At 64.0% G+C, this 20,529-nt stretch carries 16 protein-coding genes; 4 read left to right on the top strand and 12 right to left on the bottom strand.

Translation table 11 applies throughout. The features are described from left to right. Nucleotides 1-2: 2 nt before the first annotated feature. The 12 genes from LOY22_RS15200 to tssB form a co-directional block, all read right to left on the bottom strand. Entirely contained in the window at nucleotides 3-872 is an 870-nt protein-coding gene (locus LOY22_RS15200; RefSeq protein WP_045193994.1) for a hypothetical protein, read from the bottom strand. Then, nucleotides 872-3,238, bottom strand: a complete 2,367-nt coding sequence (locus tag LOY22_RS15195) for a type VI secretion system Vgr family protein (protein WP_258593773.1) — start codon at nucleotides 3,236-3,238, stop codon at nucleotides 872-874. The genes LOY22_RS15200 and LOY22_RS15195 overlap by 1 nt, the downstream gene beginning before the upstream one ends. A gap of 18 nt (nucleotides 3,239-3,256) precedes the next feature. Further along, complete coding sequence (locus tag LOY22_RS15190; protein WP_093381831.1) at nucleotides 3,257-3,514, bottom strand: PAAR domain-containing protein; 258 nt, start codon at nucleotides 3,512-3,514, stop codon at nucleotides 3,257-3,259. Between the two features lie 75 nt (nucleotides 3,515-3,589). Next, nucleotides 3,590-4,102: an Hcp family type VI secretion system effector gene (locus LOY22_RS15185; RefSeq protein WP_045197961.1), complete on the bottom strand. Its 513-nt coding sequence runs from the start codon at nucleotides 4,100-4,102 to the stop codon at nucleotides 3,590-3,592. Nucleotides 4,103-4,222: 120 nt separating this feature from the next. Further along, nucleotides 4,223-5,029, bottom strand: coding sequence for a type IVB secretion system protein IcmH/DotU (gene icmH / locus LOY22_RS15180; RefSeq protein ID WP_093381832.1), 807 nt, complete (start codon nucleotides 5,027-5,029; stop codon nucleotides 4,223-4,225). Beyond that, nucleotides 5,022-6,368 (bottom strand): type VI secretion system baseplate subunit TssK, encoded by a 1,347-nt coding sequence (gene tssK, locus LOY22_RS15175; protein WP_258593770.1) that lies wholly within the window; start codon nucleotides 6,366-6,368, stop codon nucleotides 5,022-5,024. The genes icmH and tssK overlap by 8 nt, the downstream gene beginning before the upstream one ends. Before the next feature lie 37 nt (nucleotides 6,369-6,405). Then, nucleotides 6,406-7,815 (bottom strand): type VI secretion system lipoprotein TssJ, encoded by a 1,410-nt coding sequence (gene tssJ, locus LOY22_RS15170; RefSeq protein ID WP_258593769.1) that lies wholly within the window; start codon nucleotides 7,813-7,815, stop codon nucleotides 6,406-6,408. Beyond that, nucleotides 7,812-8,837 carry a type VI secretion system baseplate subunit TssG gene (gene tssG / locus LOY22_RS15165; protein WP_093381839.1) on the bottom strand — a complete coding sequence of 342 codons (1,026 nt, stop codon included), beginning with the start codon at nucleotides 8,835-8,837 and terminating at the stop codon, nucleotides 7,812-7,814. The genes tssJ and tssG overlap by 4 nt, the downstream gene beginning before the upstream one ends. Further along, complete coding sequence (gene tssF / locus LOY22_RS15160; RefSeq protein WP_093381841.1) at nucleotides 8,801-10,567, bottom strand: type VI secretion system baseplate subunit TssF; 1,767 nt, start codon at nucleotides 10,565-10,567, stop codon at nucleotides 8,801-8,803. The genes tssG and tssF overlap by 37 nt, the downstream gene beginning before the upstream one ends. Before the next feature lie 7 nt (nucleotides 10,568-10,574). After that, a complete protein-coding gene (tssE, locus tag LOY22_RS15155; protein WP_258593768.1) occupies nucleotides 10,575-10,991 on the bottom strand; it encodes a type VI secretion system baseplate subunit TssE in 417 nt (138 codons plus the stop codon). Continuing rightward, complete coding sequence (gene tssC / locus LOY22_RS15150; protein WP_045197971.1) at nucleotides 10,992-12,470, bottom strand: type VI secretion system contractile sheath large subunit; 1,479 nt, start codon at nucleotides 12,468-12,470, stop codon at nucleotides 10,992-10,994. Between the two features lie 63 nt (nucleotides 12,471-12,533). Beyond that, nucleotides 12,534-13,049: a type VI secretion system contractile sheath small subunit gene (gene tssB / locus LOY22_RS15145; RefSeq protein ID WP_045197973.1), complete on the bottom strand. Its 516-nt coding sequence runs from the start codon at nucleotides 13,047-13,049 to the stop codon at nucleotides 12,534-12,536. Between the two features lie 298 nt (nucleotides 13,050-13,347). On the opposite strand from tssB, the gene vasI reads away from it, so the two are divergent. The 4 genes from vasI to LOY22_RS15125 all read left to right on the top strand — a co-directional run bounded on the left by vasI (nucleotide 13,348) and on the right by LOY22_RS15125 (nucleotide 20,459). Next, a complete protein-coding gene (vasI, locus tag LOY22_RS15140; RefSeq protein ID WP_249744425.1) occupies nucleotides 13,348-14,022 on the top strand; it encodes a type VI secretion system-associated protein VasI in 675 nt (224 codons plus the stop codon). Continuing rightward, a complete protein-coding gene (gene tssA, locus LOY22_RS15135; RefSeq protein ID WP_258593767.1) occupies nucleotides 14,010-15,440 on the top strand; it encodes a type VI secretion system protein TssA in 1,431 nt (476 codons plus the stop codon). Before vasI ends, tssA begins: the two co-directional genes overlap by 13 nt. A gap of 7 nt (nucleotides 15,441-15,447) precedes the next feature. Next, the gene (gene tssM / locus LOY22_RS15130; RefSeq protein ID WP_258593765.1) at nucleotides 15,448-19,056 is read left to right on the top strand and encodes a type VI secretion system membrane subunit TssM; all 3,609 of its coding nucleotides are present in this window, start codon (nucleotides 15,448-15,450) and stop codon (nucleotides 19,054-19,056) included. A 92-nt stretch (nucleotides 19,057-19,148) separates the two neighbouring features. After that, nucleotides 19,149-20,459: a coproporphyrinogen III oxidase gene (locus LOY22_RS15125; RefSeq protein WP_258593763.1), complete on the top strand. Its 1,311-nt coding sequence runs from the start codon at nucleotides 19,149-19,151 to the stop codon at nucleotides 20,457-20,459. Nucleotides 20,460-20,529 lie beyond the last annotated feature (70 nt).

The raw sequence follows: 20,529 nt of genomic DNA, 5'->3' as shown, positions 1-20,529 counted from the left end.
GGCTAGCTCCTTCCACCTTTGCCTTTCTGTACAGTTTTTTTCTTTTCTTCCGCTTCGAAGCCAGTGCAATCTTCCGGAACCCGCAGCAGTGCTACTTTTTCTTTGCCGATCTTCTCTCGATTCACCCCGGATTTTGGCGTCATGAGGTCGACGTATTCCTTTATCTGTATCGCCTTGGCCCAATCCCTGGGGAACTTGATTTCGACTGCCGCAAAAACGTTTTCGATTTCAAAGGGTTCTTGTCGGTACTCGACTACCACCAAGTCCGGTGCAAGGCTTCCCCGAGGTCGCGGCCAGAATGACGTCACCTTGCCAAAGCGCTTGGGCCGTGTCGGTGGTTCACCTAGCAGAGCTTTGCTGCTAGCACGGTTGTAATTGGGTTCAGCCTTGAGTGGGCTGTGCCAGTCCAGCGCTTCGTCAATGGCTTCGAAAAACAATGAGGCAGTGAGTTGCTTGAGTGCGATCTCGATTGTGCTGTTGACCAATTCATCACCCATCTTCTTGCGAATCCGTCGAGGTGTTTTGATGGGGATTTGCAACGCAGTGGTACACACCTGGCTAATGGCAGGGCGAAAGGGAACCTTGCGCTCAATGAACTCCTTGAACGTTATATTTTCATTGCCTCTTCTGGAGACGGTGCTATTGCCACCGTGGTCGACTTGAGCAAAGGTTGAACTCTTAGTGTCAACTTCCTGCGCCATCTTCTCTATGGTGGTTTGAAGAACTTGCTTGATCTTGTTTCTGCGTTCAGTAATCTCGTGCGCGAATTCGGCCAGATCTGCTGCGCTCTTTACTGCCTCAGAAACCTGATGCGCCCTGTAGGCGCGATAGGCGGCCTCGATTACACGCGCAATAGCGGCGGGGGCTGGCATCAGTCATCTACTCCCATGTAATAGTCAATCAATGCGTCCGGAAACAATTCATCGGCACTGTACTCAGCAGCTTGCCAGTCGATCGCAGCCACTTTTGACTGCCAGTCCTCGGTGATCCGTTGGTCTTCACGCATGACGGCCTTATGGACCTGCACGGCTTGGACGTTCTCGGTTGTCACCCAATCGGTTTCGCCTGAAGTGCGGGTCAAGCCTTCGGCGAGTACGCTCGCGCCAGTGCTGATGCGGTACCGGTAACCTGAGAAGGCGCGTTGATCGTTCTTCACCAGCGTGTAGCGGCCCAAGAAATTGCCGAGTGGAGCGGGAGAGGGAGGTGCATGGGTAAACGAATTACCCGATCCGTTTGCATCGCTGGTCACCGTTCCCTTGAAATGGATGGTCAATCCGTCGAGGGTGATGCCCCTGGAATCGATGGTGATACTCCCGCCAGCGGCCTTGAGCTCGATTCGCTCGCCTGCGGCAACTTCGAAGCGGGTAGTCTTTTGCTCGATACTGTGGCGGGCAGACAGCTGATAGGCGTTTCTCACCGAATGTTGGGCGTTGCCTCCAACTTCGGAGTGATAGTCAGCGGCAATCTTCTCTAATCGATTGTTGGCTACCTCCTCGATACGATCGCCACCGATGTTGAGCGAGTGGTTGCGGCCAATGGTCTGAAAGCGATCACGCCCCACCTGCAAATACTGATCCTGCCCAACCTCAACCCGCTCATCGTTACCGACCCGTTCGCTGCGGTCGTGGCCGATCTCGATCTGCTCATCGCGCTCGACCTTCTCACTGCGATCATTGCCAACAAACACCCCATTGTTGTGTTTGATATGAACGTTCTTGTCCTTCTGGGCATGGATGAACACCTCTTCCTGCCCCAGCTCATCCTCAAAGCGCAGCTCGTTGAAGCCCTGGCCCTTGTGGCTGCGGCTTTTGATGGTCATGCGCGTTTTGTGCTTGGGCAGTTGATACGGCGGCAGGTTGGTTTCGCGGTAGGCGCGGCCGGTGGCGATGGGCTGGTCGGGGTCGCCGTCCAGGTAGCTGATGATCAGTTCCTGGCCGACCCGGGGGATGGCCATGGCGCCCCAGGTGGCGCCGGCCCAGCCCTGGGCGACGCGGATCCAGCAGGAGCTGTGGTCGTCCTGGTGGCTGTCGCGGTCCCAGGGGAAGCTGACTTTGACCCGGCCCCATTCGTCGCAGTAGATCTCTTCGCCCGGCGGGCCGACCACGCTGGCGATCTGCGGGCCGTCGATGCGCGGCTTGGGCCGTAGCGGCGCTTTCCAGTCGGCGTCCCAGCGGATGGCGCTGGCGCTGAGCCGGTAGGCGGTGCCGCTGTCGCTGCCGAAGGCCTCTTCGAGCAGGCTGCTGTGCTGCGTGCCGTGGTGCTCGATGGCGATGGTGCGCCAGCGGTCGTTGAAGTCTTCGCGCGGGTGGTCGTTGAGGTCGAAGGCCAGGCCCGGCTGCAGACGCGCGTCATCGCCTTCCATGTGGGCCAGGCGGGCGTCGCTGCGCAACGCGGTCAGGCGGGTTTTGGTGAAGGGCTTGCCGCTGGCGTCGCGCTTGTAGCGGCCGGGGTAGTCGTAGCGTTCGTAGTCGCTGTGCTGGTGGTCGAGGTCGCTGGCGCCGACGGCGTTGTGCTGCAGGTTGTAGTAGGGGTGAGTGAAGGTGTAGTCGCGCTGCACCTGGCGCGCGCTGCGCACCTGTTCGGTGTAGTGAAAGCGCTGCAGGGCCGGCTCGGCGCTGTCGCCGCCGGCCAGCGGCTGGTAGAGCACCGGGCAGTGCTCGTGGGTGCCGATGGTGCCCAGGCCGCCGACGCGGTCGGTGAGCCACAGGGTATGGCCGTCGGCACGGTGCTCGAAGCTGTACAGCAGGCCCTCTTCGGCGGCCAGGCGGGCGATGAAGTCGAGGTCGCTTTCGCCGGCCTGGACGCAGTACTCGCGCGGCGGATGGTCGAAGCACAGGTAGGTTTTGACCTCGCTCAGGCGCTGGGCCTCGAGCACCGCGAGGATGATCTCGGGCACGCTCTGGCCCTGGAACATGCGCCAGTTCGAGCGCAGGCCGGCGCGTGCCAGGCTGGGTTCGAGCACGGCGCGGTAGCGGGTGCGGCGAAAGCCGGTGTCGCCCTGGCTGAACAGGCTGACCAGGCCGTGCACGTAGCGCACCGGGGTGTCGCCCCGCCACAGGGTGAACAGCGCGGCCAGGTCGAGCACGCGGTTGAAGTCGACGGCCGGATCGTGGCTGGCCAGCTCCAGGCTCAGGCGAAAGGGCTGGGACAGGCCTTCCTCGAGGCGGAACTCGACCACCTCGAAGGCGTCGCCCTGCAGGGGCTCGAAGGTGAAGCGCAGGTCGCTTTGGCGGGGCATGGGGGGCTCCTTGTAGGGTCAGTCGACCAGCCAGCTGGCGTCGCCGTTTTCCAGGGTGCCGCCGTGGTCGGTGGTATCGCCGACCCGGGCCACAGAATGGCCGCCAATGGTCATCGACGACGAGCCGCTGGTGATGCTGGCGCCGCAGCCGAGGGTGTCGCCAACCCGGGCAATGGCGCGGCCGTTGACGGTGAAGCTGTCGGCGCCACTGTCGACCGTGGTCGGGCCGCAGGTGGGGCAGTGATGGTTGTGGCCAAGCAGTACGATGGCAGGCATATCGCCTCCTGATCGGTGCAGCAGGAAAGGGGTGCGCCACAGGCGAGCCGTGGCGCAACGGTACGGGCGCAGCGGTTAGGCCGGTTTGCGCCAGTCGTCAGAGGCCTCGGTGCCGGCCACTTCATGGCTCCAGCTGACCTTGCGGTAGGCCAGGCTGGTCTTGATCAGCTGGGTGTAGTTGGCGTTGTCGCTGTCCTGGGCATGGGGCAGCACGGTGTGGATGTCGACCACGGTGGCGTCTTCCAGCTTGGTGGTGAAGAAGTGCTCCTGCTTGCCGTCTACCGAGGTCCGAAACCACTTCACCTCGACGGTCGGCAGCATTTCGCCGGTGGCCAGGGCCTGGTAGAGCATCGGCGAGGCCTTGCTCAGGGCGCTGGTGAAGATCAGTGGCTTGTGCACCCGCTGGCCTGACGGCTGGCCGCTCTGCGGGTCGGTCGGGGTGGTGATCTGGTGATCGATTTCCTGGGCGAGGATCTCGTCCTCATGGCCTTCGACATAGACGTTGCCGACCGAGTCGGCGGTGAAGGCGCCCTTGGTGATGTGGCCCTGGTTCTGGCCGTGGATGCTGATGTAGGCAGGTGTTGGCATGACATGCTCCGTGTCGCGTTCGATTGAACGACCCGCAGGTCGCCACCGTCGCCATGACGGTGAGTGTGTTGGCCCGATGGGCCAGGCTTTGCAGGCGCCCGGTGGCGCGCTGAAAATCGTTCAAAGGCTGAGAATCCGTTCCAGCGACACCAGCACCTGTTCGCTGATGCTGTTCAGGCGCAGGGCGTAGGCGCTGTAGGCGCCCACCAGGACCACGGCGGCCAGGGCCCAGGGTGTCCACAGCGGCAAGCTGCGCTTGAGCCGGTAATTGCGTGGGGCAATGTTGCGCAGCGGCTCGGTCAACTGCGTGGGCGTTTCGCCCCTGAGCGGGCGCAGCACGCCGTGCAACTGGGTGATGATCTTCTGCACCTCGACCTCACCGTTGGCCTGCTTGCCGTACTTGCCCTTGAGGCCCACGCACAGGCACAGGTACATGAACTCCAGGACGTGCTGGTACTTGGCCGCTTCGCTGGACATGCGCGCCAGCAGGGTGAAGAACTTTTCGCCGCCCCAGGATTCATGGTGCAAGGCACTGAGCAACGGCTGCTGTCGCCACTCGCCATGAAAGCCCCAGGCGCTGCTCATGACCACTTCATCCACCAGCAGGCAGAGGCTGTAGGAGTAGGCCTTGAGGGTGCTGGGTTGGTAGTCGAGCTGGGCGACTTCTTCCATTACCGTGACGATCTGGTTGTGAATGCTCTGGCGCAAGGCCAGCACCTCATCGTGCGCGTCCAGGCTATGCAGGCGCAGGACCAGCCCGATCAGCGGCATGGCGGCATCACAGAGGGGGTTCCACGACAGCCCGCGCAAGTCGAACTGCGGGTCGCAGCGCAGCGGCCCGGGAGCGCCGGCGGGGTTGCCGGTTTTGTGCGGCACCGCGTCAAAGTGGAGCTCTTGATTGCTCGGCTCCTGGCTGGCATCACGCATCTTTTTCACTCCTGATGGCCCACAGCTGCAGCTCAAGCTCAGGGAAGTCACCGGCGATGTGTAAGCCAAAGCCGCTGGCGCTGTGCAGGCTTTGCCAGGCCGGGTCGTGGCGGTCGAGTTCGAAGTAGCTGAAGCCGGCGTGGAACGGCAGGTGGCGTGGCGCCACCGGCAGGGGGATCAAGGGGATGCCCGGCAGTTGCAGGCTGATCAGCCGGCCCAGGGTTTCGCTGGAACTGATCTTGATCTGCCGCGGCAACTGCTGGCGCAAGGTCTCCAGCGGCAGGTTGGCGCGTACCGCCAGAATGAACTCGGCGTTGTCCAGCAGGCGCTTGTCGCCCAGTGCGGCGCTCATGACGCCGTACTCCAGGGTTTCGATCGGTAGCGATACCGCCCGTGGTTGCAGCACCGTGCCCAGGGCCCGGCGCAGGGTAAGTTCCAGGGGCTTGAAGCACTGGTGCAGGCTGTCGTGCTGATAGGCCGGGCATTCCTCGGGCAGGTGGCTCTCATCGGTGAAGGTCACCAGCTCGCCGCAGGCCTGGGCAAAGGTGATGTACAGGCGTTCGGGGTGGATGTGGCGTTGCCGGTTCAGGTGCTGGAACAGCGGGTACCAGCGGTTGAGGGTTTGCAGCAGGTTGAAGTCGGTGACGTCGGCCACCCCGGACTGCCCGGGCGAGCCGATGCGTTCGGCCAGGTTGCGCGCCCGTTCACGCATCAGCCCGGTGATTTCGCCCAGGTAGCGCTGCAGCGCCGGCACCGCCTGCAATGACAGGCTGGTGGGATAGAACTGCTCGTCCATCACCAGGCTGCCGTCGGGGCGCTTGTCGTGGATCCTGCCCACGGCAATGCTGGTGAAGGCGCTGCGGTCATCGCGTTCGAGCATCAGTTGCAGGTTGGGGACCGCCAGGTTCATTTCCACCTGGTCGCCGCTTTCGCTGTGGATGTCATGCACAGGCTTGCGCTGGGCGATGTAGCGGCTGTTGGCGTACTGCTCGGGCCAGCGCACCTCCAGGCCTGCGGAGGATTTGAGCGGGAGTGTCAGGTAGACCACCTGGTTGACCAGGCCGCTGTCGCTGATTTCCAGTGGCGCCGGCGGGGCCAGGTCGCCGGGGATGTCGAAGACGCTGCCGTCAGGCAGGATGCCCCGCGCACGATTGATCGCCACCTTGGCAAAATTGAGGAACTCGTTGTTCAGCTCCAGCTCGCTGAAGCCGTACGGCGCCGGGTTGAGGCTCTCGACCCGCTGTTGCGCGGCGGCCTCCATAGCGCGTGCCTGTTGCTGGAAGTGCTGGGGTTTGACGAACAAACCCTCGTGCCAAATGACCGGGTTGCGTGAACTCATTGTCGGGCTCTCTGAAGGTAAGGGGCGCAAGCTGGCGTCATCGGGTTTCACCCTTGAGCTCGACTTGCGCCTGGCCAAGCTCGACCAGCAGCGCGTAGCGCCGGCCCTTGGGTTCGACGCGCAGCAGCTGCTTCCACTGGCTGACCTCCTCGTTGTGGTAGTCGGCGATCACCGCGACGAAGCGCGTCTGCTCATCAAGGGGCTGTGGGTCGATGAACTTGAACTGGCCGGGCCGCAACAGGTAGTCGTCGACGCGGATATAGGTGCTGCCCAGGGCGTGTTTCAGGTCGAGCGCCAGGGCTTGGGCACTGGCGCTGATCAGCAACGAGTCGTCGCTCAGTTGCAGGACCCTGAACGCCACCGGCGTGGCAATCAGTTGCGGGGCAAGGTGCTGTGCCGAGGTAGCCAGGTGGACGCCGGCAGCCTGGTAATCGCCCAGGGGTGACTCCTCGACCCAGGACGCCTGGGGTTCAGGCGCAGGTTCTTCACGCACGGGTGATTGCGCCGGGGCGTTTTCGTACAGATGCTCGAGCACCGCTTGCAGCTTGTCTGCCAGGGCCTGGGGGCTGCTGGCCTTGATGTCCAGGCGGTAGGGCGCCTCGGCGGGGTGTTCGGCGGCCATTGGCGCGTTGCCGGGGTTGACCAGGCGGCGGTTGACGTCATCGCTGGCGTGCAGGCTCAGCGAGTAGTAGCTGGGTTGATCACCGGGCCCGCCCACCGGCGTCGAAGGGTCGACGATCACCTGGCCGAGCTTGCCCAGCAGTGTGCAGCCGCCGAGGGTCAGGGCTGCCAGCAGCAACAGTCCCAGGCGCAGTGAGCTGGTCGCTGCCGGGTGTTTCCTGCCACGCGCAACAGGCGGGTGGCGGTGGTTGGGTGCGGGCTGGCGATGGGCTGTTGCCAGCGGTATCGACGGCGGTGCGCCCAGGCCCAGCAACGGGTCGTGCTGTTCGCGCGGATCCAGTGGCCGGCACAGGCGATCGAAATCCGCGCACAAGGCCGGGGCAGGCACAGGCGCTGGCTGCAGCGGGCGGGTATTGGCGTGCCAGTCCTCCAGGCCGTCCTCGTGCCCGCTGAGCAGCTCGGCCAGCGAACGCTGGCTCAGGTGGCGTGGGTCATCGTCGGTACAGGCAGCGCTGTGCAGGTGCACGACGATCCGGTAGACACCGACCTTAAGCCAGTCGCCTTCGTTCAGGCGAACGGTGGCGCCGCGGCCCAGGGGCAGGTCATGGCCATTGAGGTAAGTGCCGTCGCACAGGTCGGTGACACAGAAGCGGCCTTCATGCCAGTGGATCCGGCAGTGCTGCGGGCGCACGCGGCCAGAGCGGTCACGCAGCAGCCAGTCGCAGCCGTGGCTGCCGATCAGGCCGCCGCGGTAATCCATGCCCCGGCTGGGCAGGCAGCCATGCAGCAGCTGCGCCGGATTGCCGATCACCAGGGTCAGCTTCATGCGCGCCCCCTGATCCGTACCACGGCAGGGTGGCGCTGTTGCTGGTTCTCGATGAAGCTGGTCCAGCCCAGGTGGGTACCGCCCTGGCGCTGCAGGTTGAACGGCGGTACGTCCTCTGCGCACAGGTGCAGCTCCAGATCGTAGGCGGTCACGTCGCGCAGCAGAAACTCCAGCAACTGGCGCAGGCGGGCGAACTGCGTACCACTGGGCAGAAACTGGCGAAAGCGCGCCTGGGACAGGTTGGGGATCACCAGGGTGAACTTGCTGGCGCGGGTCCGGGTGCGCTCGCCGAGCACGAAGCTGTTGCCCAGCTGGCCGTTGCGCTCGCCCAGCACCAGGCGCTGGCGCGAGGGCACGGGCACGGTGCGCCGTTCGAACTCACGTAGGTAGACGCCCTGTACATCGAAGCAATGCTCGACGATGCCGGACACCATCGACGGCGGCCGGCTGCGGCTGGCGATCAGCCCGGCAAAGCTCAGCAGGCGGCCCCAGGGCAAGGGCGTAGCACCCCGCAGGTCGTTGTCGTTCAGGCCGATCAGAGAAAACACATAACGCGAAAAACGGTCGCGGGCCCCGGGCTGGAAGCGGATGTAGTAGCGGTACTTGCGCCAGCTCTGGTGCAGCAGGGTCAGCAGGCGATGATTGAAAAAGTCCAGGAATGCCGGGCGAATCCCGCGCTCCTGGGCCTGCTCGTAAGCCAGGCGGTCGAGGTAGTAGGCGGGCAGGGGCGAGTCGCTGCCCTGCAGGCCGAAGAAGCTGGTCTGTACCCGATAACGCTGGTTGCCGCTGCCGTCGTCGGCCAGCACGCCCGCCTGGGTTACGTCGGACGCCGGAAAGCCGAGGCTGGCCTGGCTCTGCAGGCGAACCCGGCGGCGCGTGGCCAGGGCCGCAGGCAGCGCTTCGAGGTCGTCGCCGTGCAGGGCGTGCAGGTGCTCGAGCAGGCGATGGAACGAATAGTTGCGGGCGTCGGCCAGCAGCGCTTGGGCTAGATCAGGGGTTGCCTGCCGGTCAACAGTGGCCATTCATAGTGCTCGTTGTTGGTGGTGTTGATCACTTCCAGGCGATGGAAGGAATTGATGCTGGCGTAGAGGGCAAAGAAGCGTGACAACACGCTGGCGAACAGGTACAGGTCGCCCTCGCAGAGAAAGGCCTGCTGGTCCAGGTGCAGGCAGGTCTGCAGGCCGCGCACCGGCAGGCCCTTCATCAGCCAGTCGACCGCGCAGGTCTGGGCCTTTCCAATGCCATTGAGGCGCTTGCGTGTGGCCCGGGCCTGCTGCAGGTCATGCAGGGCGGCAAAGTCGTAGGCGCGAATCACCGCCTTGAGCGGCTCGGCCGACAGCAGCGACAGGTAGTTGAGCGACAGGTTGGAAATCAGCGTCCAGTGCAGGCTGCTGTCGAGTACCGGCCGGTAGGCGCGGGTCGGCGCGATCAGGTTGGTATAGGTGGCGAACGAAGGTGTCGCCTCGGTCGACAACGACAGATCGCCGACCCCCAGGGCCTGGGGCAGGTCGCGGTTGCTGCAGGTCAGCTCGATCGAGGCGGTTTCGCGCTCGCCGATGTACAGGCTCTCGTCGCCGCGGACAAAGGCGATGCGATGGATCAGGCCATCACGGCCATGGGATTCTTCGATGTGGGTGCGAAAGTACAGGGCGGTGCGCCCGCGGGCGAGTTCGATCTCGTGCTGGAACGACTCGAAAGGGGTGAAAGTGCGCAGTGGCTCGCCCTGGCGTTCCTTGTCGCTGGCATCCCAGCCGGCCACCCGGTCGACACTGAACACCTCATACGCTTCAGGGTGCTTGCCCGCAGGCCGGATGCGCCGCTCCAGCTGGCGTCCGTCGAGGGCAATGGGCTCGGCATCGTGGCTGAACAGGTTGACCGCCGGTGCGCAGTACAGCTGCAGGTCGCGGGTGCACAGGCGCATGTTGGCCGGCATGGGCCGGGAGAATTCGAACTCGAAGCGAATCTGCCCGCAGCTCAGCGCCGGCCATACCCGGGCAAGGCCAGTGAGGCTGAAGAAGTGAAAACGCTGGGGGAAGACGAAGTACTCCTGCAGTATCCGGTAGCCGTCGAAGACATTGCGCGGGTAGGGCAGCAGCGCCTCTTCGGCGCTGAACCCGGGAAAGCCGATGTTCTCGGCCGACAGCCCGTAGGTGTTGCCATCGATATGCAGGGTCAGGCGTTTCAGGTAGTGGGCAATCCACAGGTACAGGGTCTGGGCCGTGGCGTCGTCACCGCTGAGGTGAAAATCCAGTTGCTCGCACTCCAGGCTGTTGAGCGGTTGCGGGGTCAGCACCTTGAGATCGATGCGCAGCATTGAGGTCTCGCGGCTGTGCGCATCGCTGACCTCCTGCATGGCCAGGGGGAACAGGCTGACTTCGGTACAGGTGCGAAACTCGCACGACACACCATCCACGGGCTTGGCGAACAACCGCGTGCCCTTGGGCAGCACTTTGCGCCGGGTGATCGCGTCAGGCCGCGGCTCGAAGCACACGATGGTGGCGCTGGGCAGTGGGCGCAGGTAGTTGGGCCAGAGCATCTGCAGCAACGGATGGGTCAGCTCGGGCAGGTCGTCGTCGATCTTCATGCCCAGCTTGGCGGTGAGAAAGGCGAAGCCTTCCAGCAGGCGCTCGACGTCCGGGTCGCCGGCCTGATCGCCGAGAAACTGCGCCAGCTGCGGGTTGTCTTCGGCAAACTCGCGGCCCAGCTCGCGCAGGTAACGCAGTTCATCGGCAAAGCGTTGTTTCAAGCTCATGGTCTTCTCACTTCACCCGGGTGTAGCCGTCGTGGCCATGGATGGCCACTTCCAGTTGCACCTGTTCTTCCCTGTGCTCGAGCCGTACCTGGCAGTCGAGGCGAAAGTTGAGCTCCAGCGGCAGGTCCGGGTCAGGCTGATAACGCACACCGGTGACCTTGATCCGCGGCTCGAATGCCTCGACCGAGCGGCGAATGTCGGCGCTGATGGCGATCAGCAGGTCGTTGCTGCCCTGGGCGGCACCGTTGAAATCGCGCAGGCCCAGTTCAGGGCTGCTTTGCGAGCAGCCCTGGCGGGCGTTGAGCATCTGTTCAAGGTGCCGCTTGATCGCTTCGATCGCCTGCCGGGCCTGGCTCTGCGCCGTGCCCGGGCGGTAGTGCGGGGCGTCGGGCTCGAGGCGTTCGAACAGGCTGTTGACGCTCATCTACTGGGTGTCCAGGCGGCCAACCAGCGAGATCTCGAAGTTGGCGCCCATGTACTTGAAGTGCGGGCGCACCGCCAGCGAGACCTGGTACCAGCCCGGGTTGCCGGCCACCTCCTGGACTTCGATCTGCGCGGCGCGCAAGGGCCGGCGGCTGCGTACGTCGGCAGACGGGTTGTCCTGGTCGGCAACGTATTGCTTGAGCCAGGTAGTCAGTTCGCGCTCGACGTCCTGGCGCTCCTTCCAGCTGCCGATCTGCTCGCGTTGCAGCACCTTGATGTAATGGGCCAGGCGATTGACGATGAACAGGTAGGGCAGCTGGGTGCCCAGCTTGTAATTGGTCTGCGCTTGCTGGCCTTCGCGGGTCTTGGGGAAGGTCTTGGGTTTTTGCACCGAGTTGGCCGAAAAGAACGCCGCGTTGTCGCTGTCCTTGCGCATGGTCAGGGGGATGAAGCCGGCTTCGGACAGCTCGAATTCCTTGCGATCGGAAATCAGCACTTCGGTGGGGATCTTGGCCTGCAACTGGCCCATGGCTTCGAACAGGTGCACCGGCAGGTCATCGACCGCACCGCCTGATTGTGGGCCGATGATGTTCGGGCACCAGCGGTAGCGGGCAAAGCTTTCGGTGATGCGCGAAGCCATTAAAAACGCCGTGTTGCCCCACAGGTAGTGATCGTGATTGGCGTCGATGCCCTCGTCGTAGCAGAAGCTGCGAATCGGGTTCTCGGTGCTGTGCCAGGGCGAGCGCAACAAAAAGCGCGGCAGGGTCGCGGCCAGGTACTTGGCGTCTTCCATGTCCCGCAGACCGCGCCATTTGGCATGCGCCGGGCCTTCGAAGATGTCGTTGACTTCCTTGACCGCGGCCAGCTCCTGGAAACTCTTGAGGTTGAAAAACTCAGGCCCTGCGGCCATCACGAACGGCGCATGGGCCATGGCGCCAACCGCTGCCACGTAGCCGAGCAACTTGATATCCGGCGACGACGGGCCGAAGGTGTAGTTGCCGATCATCGCTGCCACCGGCTCGCCACCGAACTGGCCGAAGCCTGCGCTGTAGACGTGCTTGTACAGGCCGCTGCGGGTGATGTCGCCGGCATTGTCGAAGTCGTCGAGCAACTCCTCCTTGGTGACATGCAACACCTCGAGCTTGATGTTCTCGCGAAAATCCGTGCGATCGACCAGCAGCTTCAAACCGCGCCAGGCCGATTCCAGTTGCTGGAACTGCGGCTGGTGGAGGATCTGGTCGATTTGCCGGCTCAAGGCCTGGTCGATTTCGCTGATCATCTGGTCGACCCGGTGTTTGTTCACCGGTTGCTGGTGATCACCGCTTTGCAGGATCTCGCTGATGTAGGCGGCCACCCCCTGGCGGGCGATGGCGTAGCCTTCCTGGGCAGGGCGGATCGTGGTGTTGGCCAGTAGTTGATCGAGCAGCGAGGCGTGTTCATCGGTCGTCAGGACCTGGGCTGCAGCGCTTTCCTTGGGCATGGTGGGTTCTCCGTTCATAACTGGGATGCAGGGTAGGGGGAGTCAGTGTTAGTTGCGCGGTTGTTATGCGTCGGTAACCGTATTTGTTGCATCCAGGACCAGGTCGAGTTCCTGGGCCAGGCGCTGGCGAGTGGCTTCGTCACTGAGCAGGCTTTGCAAGTGCTTGCGAAAGGCCGGTACATTACCCATCGGCCCTTTAAGGGCGACCAGTGCTTCGCGAAGTTGCAGCAATTTGTTCAACTCCGGTACTTGCCGGGCGATGGCATCCGGGCCGAAGTCATTGATCGAGCGAAAGTGCAGGTGCACGTTCAAGTCATTGTCGCGGTCGGCGCACAGTGTTGACGGTACTGCCATCTGTAAACCCACCTCAGCCTCGGCCAGCACGGCGTTGAAGCTGTCCTTGTCAATGCGCACCGGGCGGCGCTCCTCGAGGCTCGAGGTATCGCCGCGGCCCAGGAAATCCCCGGTGACCAGCAGTTTCAGCGGCAGTTCGACTTCTGCCTGCTGATCACCGGTAGCGGGCACATATTTGATATTGATGCGCTCTTTGGGGGCGACGGAACCGTGCATTTTAGACATGGGAATATCCATTTCAGGCTGTAGGTCATTTATATTAGGAATGGATCCAATACCCTTTGTCATGTCGGATGTTTCCTAAAATGTTCTGATTAATGCGTAGGACAATTCGCCAATGTTCTGATTTGCGTTTAAGACTGTGTTTATATTTCTTACTTGCTCTTCCTGTATTTGGCGATTTGCTGATTTTTTACCTGTTGCAGCTTGCATTTCATTTTTTAATTGAGTGATGCTTTAAATGCGTTTTATTCGATTGAACAACTATCGGCAAACTTGCATGAGTTGCAACTGAGGAGTGGCGATGGGCGCTATGGGCAAGGAGTGGCAATACAGGTGGCTGGGCCTGTGCGTAGCGGTATTGCTGCCAGCCAGTGCGCTGGCGGCGCCGGACTGCACCTCGATCGTTTCGCCGCTCAAGCGCCTGGCCTGTTTCGACGAAGCCGCCGGTACGCCACCGGGCCCGGCGCCGGTGGCGAGCCCGGCTTCGCGGGTAGGCCTGGTACCGGCTGTCGTCGACCTGGTGCAGCGCAATGAGCAGCGCCGCGCCGCGGACGACTTTCGCTTCCTCGCATCGCTCTGGCCCGAAGCCGATGATGACAGCCGCCAGCGGATGATCATTTCCGCGCCGGCGCTGGGCGTCGCGCCGCCGCGGCCTTACCTTGCGATCAGCTGCGAGGCGAATATTTCCCGGGTGCAACTGGTGCTGGATGAGCCGCCCGGGCCCAACCGTATCCGCCTGCAACTGCTCAAGGACGGCCAGCCGGTGGCCGATGCCTACCCGTGGCAAGTACTCGACGATGCCGGTTTGGTGGTTGACGCCGGGCGCGGGCTGCAAGCCATTGCCCTGCTGCGGCGCATGGGCGGCGGCCAGCGCCTGAGGGTGAAAAGCGATTACCCGGCACTGGACGGGCTGGTTTTCGATGCGCAAGGTTTGGGTGAGCTGATCGAGCAGGAGCGCCAGCTATGTCGCTGGTGATCGACCTCCCGGCCGGCGCTCTCACGCAGTTGTTGGCGCCCATCGAGGCCGACCGGCCCGCCGGTTATTTTGATGTGGAAGATGAAACCTTCCAGGCCATCGACCAGGAAATGGTCAAGCTGGGCGGCCTGCGCGAGAACACTATCGACTGGCCATACATCGATGAAGCCTCGCGTCAGTACCTTGCCACTCAGTGCAAGCACCTGCGCATTCTCGGCCATCTGCAGGTGGTGTGGCTGCGCACCGCAGAGTGGGGGCACTGGAGCGCTGCCCTGACGCTGCTGGCGGGTATGGTCGAGCATTACTGGGACAGTGCTCACCCGGTGCCAGGGCCGACCGGCTACCTGAACAAGCGCAAGCAGGTGCTGCGCCTGCTCGAGGGGCTCGGCCAGGCCCTGCCGAGCCTGCAGCGTAGCAGCTTTGCCGAGGTTCACCAGGCCGACGCCGAACAGGCCCTGGCCAGCTTGCTGGACGGCATCGAAACCACGCGGCTCGAGCCCGCAGCGATCGAAGCGCTGCAATTGCAACTGGGCAAGTACCGCGAACGCTGCCTGCCGGCCCCGGCAGGTCGCGCGGTAGCTGCCGATGCCGGCCTGAGCCCGGCGTTCTTCGCAAGCACGGCGCCGGTGGGCAATGAGCGTGAACAGCGCCGGGCCTTGCTGAACATGGCTGAACAGATCAACCAGCAGGACCCCTACGACCCGGTGGGCTATCAGTTGCGGCGCTTCGCCTTGTGGACCCCTGTGCGCACCGCGCCGTCGGTCACCCGCGAGCGGCGCAGCGAACTCAGCGCGGTGCCCCGGGATATCGTCGACAGCTACCACGACGCCCTGGCCGCCAACAACGTCGAGCCCGCGTTGCTGATGCGCATCGAGCGCAGTGTTGGCGCCTCACCCTACTGGTTGCGCGGCAGCTTTTTGGCGGCCAGCGTGGCTTCGCGCCTGGCCATGGACGAAGTGGCGGGTGCCATTCGCCAGGCCTGCGAACGCTTCGCCTGCCGATTACCGGGTTTGACCAGCTTGTGCTTCAGCGACGGCACGCCGTTCGCCGATGCCCAGACCCTGGCCTGGATCAGCGGCGCCGATCAGCCCGAGGCGGCGCACAGCCCGGTGCAGGAGTTCGCCGGGCTGCGCGATGAACTGATTACCCAGCTTGATCGTGAAGGCGTCGAGGTCGTGCTGTTGCGCTTGCAGGAACTGCAAGCCGAGCAGCAGGCCCCACGCCAGCGCTGCTATGCCACGGTGATTGCCGCCGACCTGTTGGCCGCCCGCGGTCTGGCGTGGCTGGCGGACGATCTGTATGCCGGCGTTGCCCGGATGATGCGCGAGACCAGCGCACAGGGCTGGGAGCCACAGTTGTACCTGAAGGTGGCACAGCGCTCTGGCGCCGACCCGCTGATCACTGCAGTCAAGGAGTAGCGAAAATATGGATAGGGTCTGGAGTCACCTCAAGCGTTGGCGGCTGCCGATGCTGCGCCAGTTCAACCGGTCACTGACGTTGCTGGTGCTGCTGGGCGTGCTGCTGGTGCTGGGCGCAATCTGGTGGCTGGGCCCGCAACTGGTCTGGAATGACCATCGACCGCTGGCGCCACTGCCCATGCGCGTGGCGGCCAGTGTCGTGGTGCTGGTAGCGCCGCTGCTGGCCTGGGCCTGGCGGGTACGCCGGCGATACCAGGCGTTTCAGGCCGAGCGCCAACAGCAGGCGGCGCGCCAGGCCGACCCCTGCCTGCCCCATGTGCAGGCCCAGGAGCGGGCGTTGGCGCGCAGCCTTGATCACCTGCTCAACAACATGGAGCGCCGCCGCTCGCTGTACCAACTGCCCTGGTACCTGGTGCTCGGGGCGCAGAATGCCGGCAAGACCAGCCTGATTACCCGCTCCAACCAGAGCTTCGCCCTGTCTCAGGTCACCCGCGCGGGCGCCAGCGCCCAGCAGGATCCCGATCTGGCGTACCCGATCGACTGGTGGATAGGGGACGAGGCAGTGCTGTTCGACCCGCCGGGCGAACTGCTCAGCCAGCCTGAAGGGCCATTGCCCCACCAAGCCAGTGCCGAGGGCGAAGACAGCGTTCAGCAGGGGCTCCCCGTCGGTACTCACCAGCGGCTGTGGCTGCACCTGCTCGACTGGCTGGCCCGCACCCGCAGCCGTCGCGCCCTCAATGGCGTGGTGCTGGTGATTGACCTGCAAAGCTTGCTGACCCAGGCGCCGGAGCAGCGCAAGGCCCAGGCGAACCTGCTGCGCACACGCTTGTATGAACTGACCCGGCAGTTGGGCACCCGCCTGCCGGTGTACGTGACCCTGAGCAAGGTCGACCTGCTGGAAGGTTTCGAAGAGTGCTTTGCCCGGCTTTCGCCGAGCGGGCGTGAAGCATTGCTGGGCTTCACCTTCAGCCTGGCGGCAGTGGACGACTTCGATGCCTGGCAGCAAGAGCTGGCCAGCCGTTACGACAGGTTTGTCGAGCTTCTGGGGGCGCAGGTATTCGACAGTTGCGCCCAGGCCCATTCGTTGAGCGAGCGTCAGCGGCTGGTGGCGCTGGTGCGCCAGTTATCCGGCCTGCGTCCGGCACTGCTGGGTTTTTTCGCCGAGATGCTCGGCAGCGACCGCTTCACCACGCCGGCACTGGTACGGGGGGTGTACTTTTCCTCGGTGTACCAGCAGGGTACGCTGAGCAACGCCTTCGTCGACGAGGCCGGCAAATCCTATCAACTGCCGTCGCCGGCAGCCGAGGTAAAGCCTGCCGGCGGCAAGGTGGTCTATTTCGCCCAGCAGCTGTTCCAGCGCGTCATCTACCCGGAGGCGGGGCTGGCCGGCGACAACATCAAGGTCGCCCGCAGCAAGCGCCGGCTGTTGCTTGCCGGGTTTGCCGTCGCTTCATTGGGCTGCTTGCTGGCGGTGGGGCTGTGGCAGCTGTACTTCAGCGTCAACCGTGACAAGGCGGCCAGCGTCCTGGCCAAAAGCCAGGAGTTCAGTGCACGGGATATCGATGCCAAGGTCGACACCACTGGCCGTAATCTTTTGGCGCCGCTGGACCAGATTCGTGACGCGGTGTCGGTGTACGGCGACTATCGTCAGGCCTGGCCGCTGCTGTCCGACATGGGCCTGTACCAGGGCAAGAAGATTGGCCCGACGGTGGACGAAGCCTACCTCAAGCTGCTGTCCAAGCGCTTTTTGCCGGCCATCGCCAGCCGCGCCCTGGAAGCTGTCTTCGCCGCGCCTACCGGCAGTGACGAGCAACTGCAGGCGTTGCGCGTGTACCGCATGATTGAAGATCGAGGCAATCGCCAGGCGGCCATTGTCGAGCAGTGGGCAGCTCGGCAATGGCAGCGCGCCTACCCCGGTCAGGGGCAGGTGCAAGCCGACCTGATGCGCCACCTCGACTACGCGCTGAAGTACGCCGACGCCGATCTGGCGCAGCACCACGAAAAAATCGCCCAGGTGCAACAGGCCTTGCGTCAGCGGCCCATGGCCGAGCGGGTTTATCTGGCTCTCAAGCGCCAGGCGCAGGCGCGTCTGCAGCCGGCGCTGGACCTGCGCAGCGAAGTGGGCCCGGCCTTTGACATCATCTACCAGGTGCCGTCCGCCAGTGAGGGCGACAGCCTGTTACTGGCTCCGCTGCTCACGGCCAAAGGCTACAAGGCTTACTTCGAGTCGGGTAGCCGTAACCTCATCGAGCTGGCAATGATCGACCAATGGGTACTCGGCGAGCGTCAGCGCCTGGATTACTCCGAACATGACCGCGAGGTGCTCGGCCAGCGCGTTCGCGCCCTGTACCACGCCGACTATGTGGACAGCTGGCGCCGGGCACTGAGCCAGGTTTCGATCGTCGATTTTCGTGACCTGGGCCACGGCGTGGCGGTGCTGGAGCAGGTGACCGGGCCTGGCGCACCGGTGCGCCGCCTGCTGGAAACCCTGCGCGACAATACGGTGATCTTTGCATCGCTGCCGGTGGCCGAAGTTGAGCCGCTAGCCGGTGCGCAAATGGCTACGGATGGGCCGCCCCAGGCGGTGGCGATCCGCCGGGCATTTTCCGGCCTGACGGAGTTGATCACGGCCCAGGCTGACCGGCCGTCCTACTATGAAGAAACCCTGCGTGCGGTCAGTGCGGTGTACGACTACGCCAAGGCTGTGCACGACAGCCCCGACCCGGGCAAGGCGGCATTGAAAGCGGTGTTGCAGCGCTTCGCGCTGGGCGCCGCCGACCCGATTGCCAACCTGCAGCGGATCGCCGCCGGCTTGCCCGAACCGCTCAACCAGCAGGCCAGAAAGCTTGCCGACCAGACCGCGCAGGTGTTGATGATCGCCGCTCTGGGCGAGCTGGAAAAGCGCTGGGACAGCGAGGTCTACAGTTTCTACCATGAGCGCCTGGCCAATCGTTACCCGTTCAGGCCTGCTGGCGAGGATGCCTCGCTGGAAGACTTCGAGAGCTTCTTCGGCCCCAAGGGGCGCTTGCAACAGTTTCAGGACCAGTACCTGAGCGTATTCCTCAAGGACAACCTCGACGCCCTGTACTCCGATGCCCTGGGTGGCTACCTGGTGCGCAGCGATGTGCTGGAGCAACTGCAGCATGCCGAACGCATCCGTGACACCTTCTTCAACAACCGCGGCCACCTGGCAGTGCAATTGAGCATCGAACCCCTGGCCTTGAGCAGCAGTCGCCTGAGCAGCCTGCTGAGCATCGATGGCCAACTGGTCCCGTACCGCCATGGCGCGCCGCAGCGCACCGGGCTGGTCTGGCCCAATGACCTGGGCAGTGCCAGTGCCAGCCAGCTGACGCTGGTGAACAGCAGCGGTAACACCGCCAGCCTCAGCTATCGTGGGCCCTGGTCGCTGTTTCGCCTGCTCAGCCGCGCCCAGCTCAACGGCCGCACCGACACCAGCGTCGATCTGACCTTTGCCGTCGCCGATGGCCTGATGCGCTACCGGGTCGAGGTACAGAAGGCCAACAACCCGGTGACCCAGCGCAGTTTCGCCGGGTTTGCCTTGCCCAGGACCTTGCTCGAGGCGCGCCGCGGCCTGGCGGTCGATGATGAGTCATAGCCGTGCGCCCCGCGCCGCGCTTGATGCAAATCAAGGCCTGTGCGCCGCTCAGGGCAGACACTGAGGCTCCGCAGCCCGCCTGGGAGCCCGCCATGCCTGATTTACACCATCGCCACCCGCAGCCCGTCAGCGTGCACGGGCAATGGCCGGGCGAGCCCGGCGGGCATGCCGATACCCGCAGGTTCCACACCGGCATCGGTTCGCTGGACGTGTTGCGCGCCTTGCGCGCGAGCCGCAAGCAGCACCGGCCATTGTCGCTAAGCGTGCAACTGGCGGCCGGGCTCGATGAGCTGGAGCAGGACGCCTACCTGCGCGGCCTGCAACGGGAGATCGCCCTGGTCGGCTGCCACCTGGGGGCCGACCAGAGCATCGAGCAGTTCCGGTTGAGCGGTGCCACTCCAGGCCTTGAGGTGTTGCAGCGGTTGATGGAGCAACTGCGCCAACGCTTCAGTTTTTTGCCACACGAACTGGGTGACTACGCTGTTGAAGTCGATTTGCACCACACCCGGTGGGCGACCATGGGGCTGTTGCGCGACCTGGGTTTCAACCAGGTCAGTATCGGTGTGCCCGATTGTGGCCAGGGCGGTGTGCTGTCGGCTGCCGACTGGCAGAACCCGGCGCCGATCCATTCACTGATCGATGCCGCGCGCACCTTTGATTTTCGCTCAGTGAGTGTCGACCTCGGCTATGGCCATGCCTGGCAGACCCCGGACAGCTTTGCCCGCAAGCTTGCCACCCTGATCGAGCTTGAGCCCGACCGCCTGCAAGTTTTCGACTACAGCCAGCCGCCGGCGCGCTACGCCCAATGTGCCCGGCAGGCACCCTGCAGCGAGCAGCACAAAGCGCTGATGCGGCGCCTGTGCTTTGCCCAGTTGCTGGCTGCAGGTTACCAACACATCGGCCTGGGCCAGTTCGTGCGCGCCGACGACGACCTGGCGATCGCCCAGGAGCGCGGGCGCCTGCGGCGCAATTGCCAGGGGTTTACCCGTCACGGCTATTGCGACCATGTCGGTCTGGGCCTGGGCGCGATCAGCCAGTTCGACGCGCTCTATGCGCAGAACGCCCTGACCCTGACGCACTACCTTCAGCCGTTGCGCAACGATCAGTTGCCTACGTGCCGCGGCTGGCGCTGCGAGGCCGATGAGCAACTGCGCCAGGGCGTCAGCGAGCGCCTGGCCTGTGACCTGGAGCTGGATATCGAGGCCATCGAGGCCCGCTACGGCGTGGATTTTCGCCAGTACTTCGCCAGTGCCTGGCGCCAGCTGGAGGCCATGCGCCGGACAGGGCTGGTGGAGGTCTCGGCGCGCCACATCAGCATATTGCCCGCCGGGCGGGTGAACGTGGATGCCATCTGCCAGCTGTTCGAACAGCAGCAATGGGTCGATCACGATGCCGGTCTTTGAGCCTGGCCAACTATTCTTTTGAGGGTCGAAAATACCCTGGATGACAAGGGTAGAAACAACCATGGCAGGG

This window comes from Pseudomonas sp. B21-035 (assembly GCF_024748945.1).
Taxonomy (GTDB): domain Bacteria; phylum Pseudomonadota; class Gammaproteobacteria; order Pseudomonadales; family Pseudomonadaceae; genus Aquipseudomonas.
Note: the sequence above shows the minus strand (reverse complement) of the source record. Positions and strands in the feature narration are given on the sequence as shown.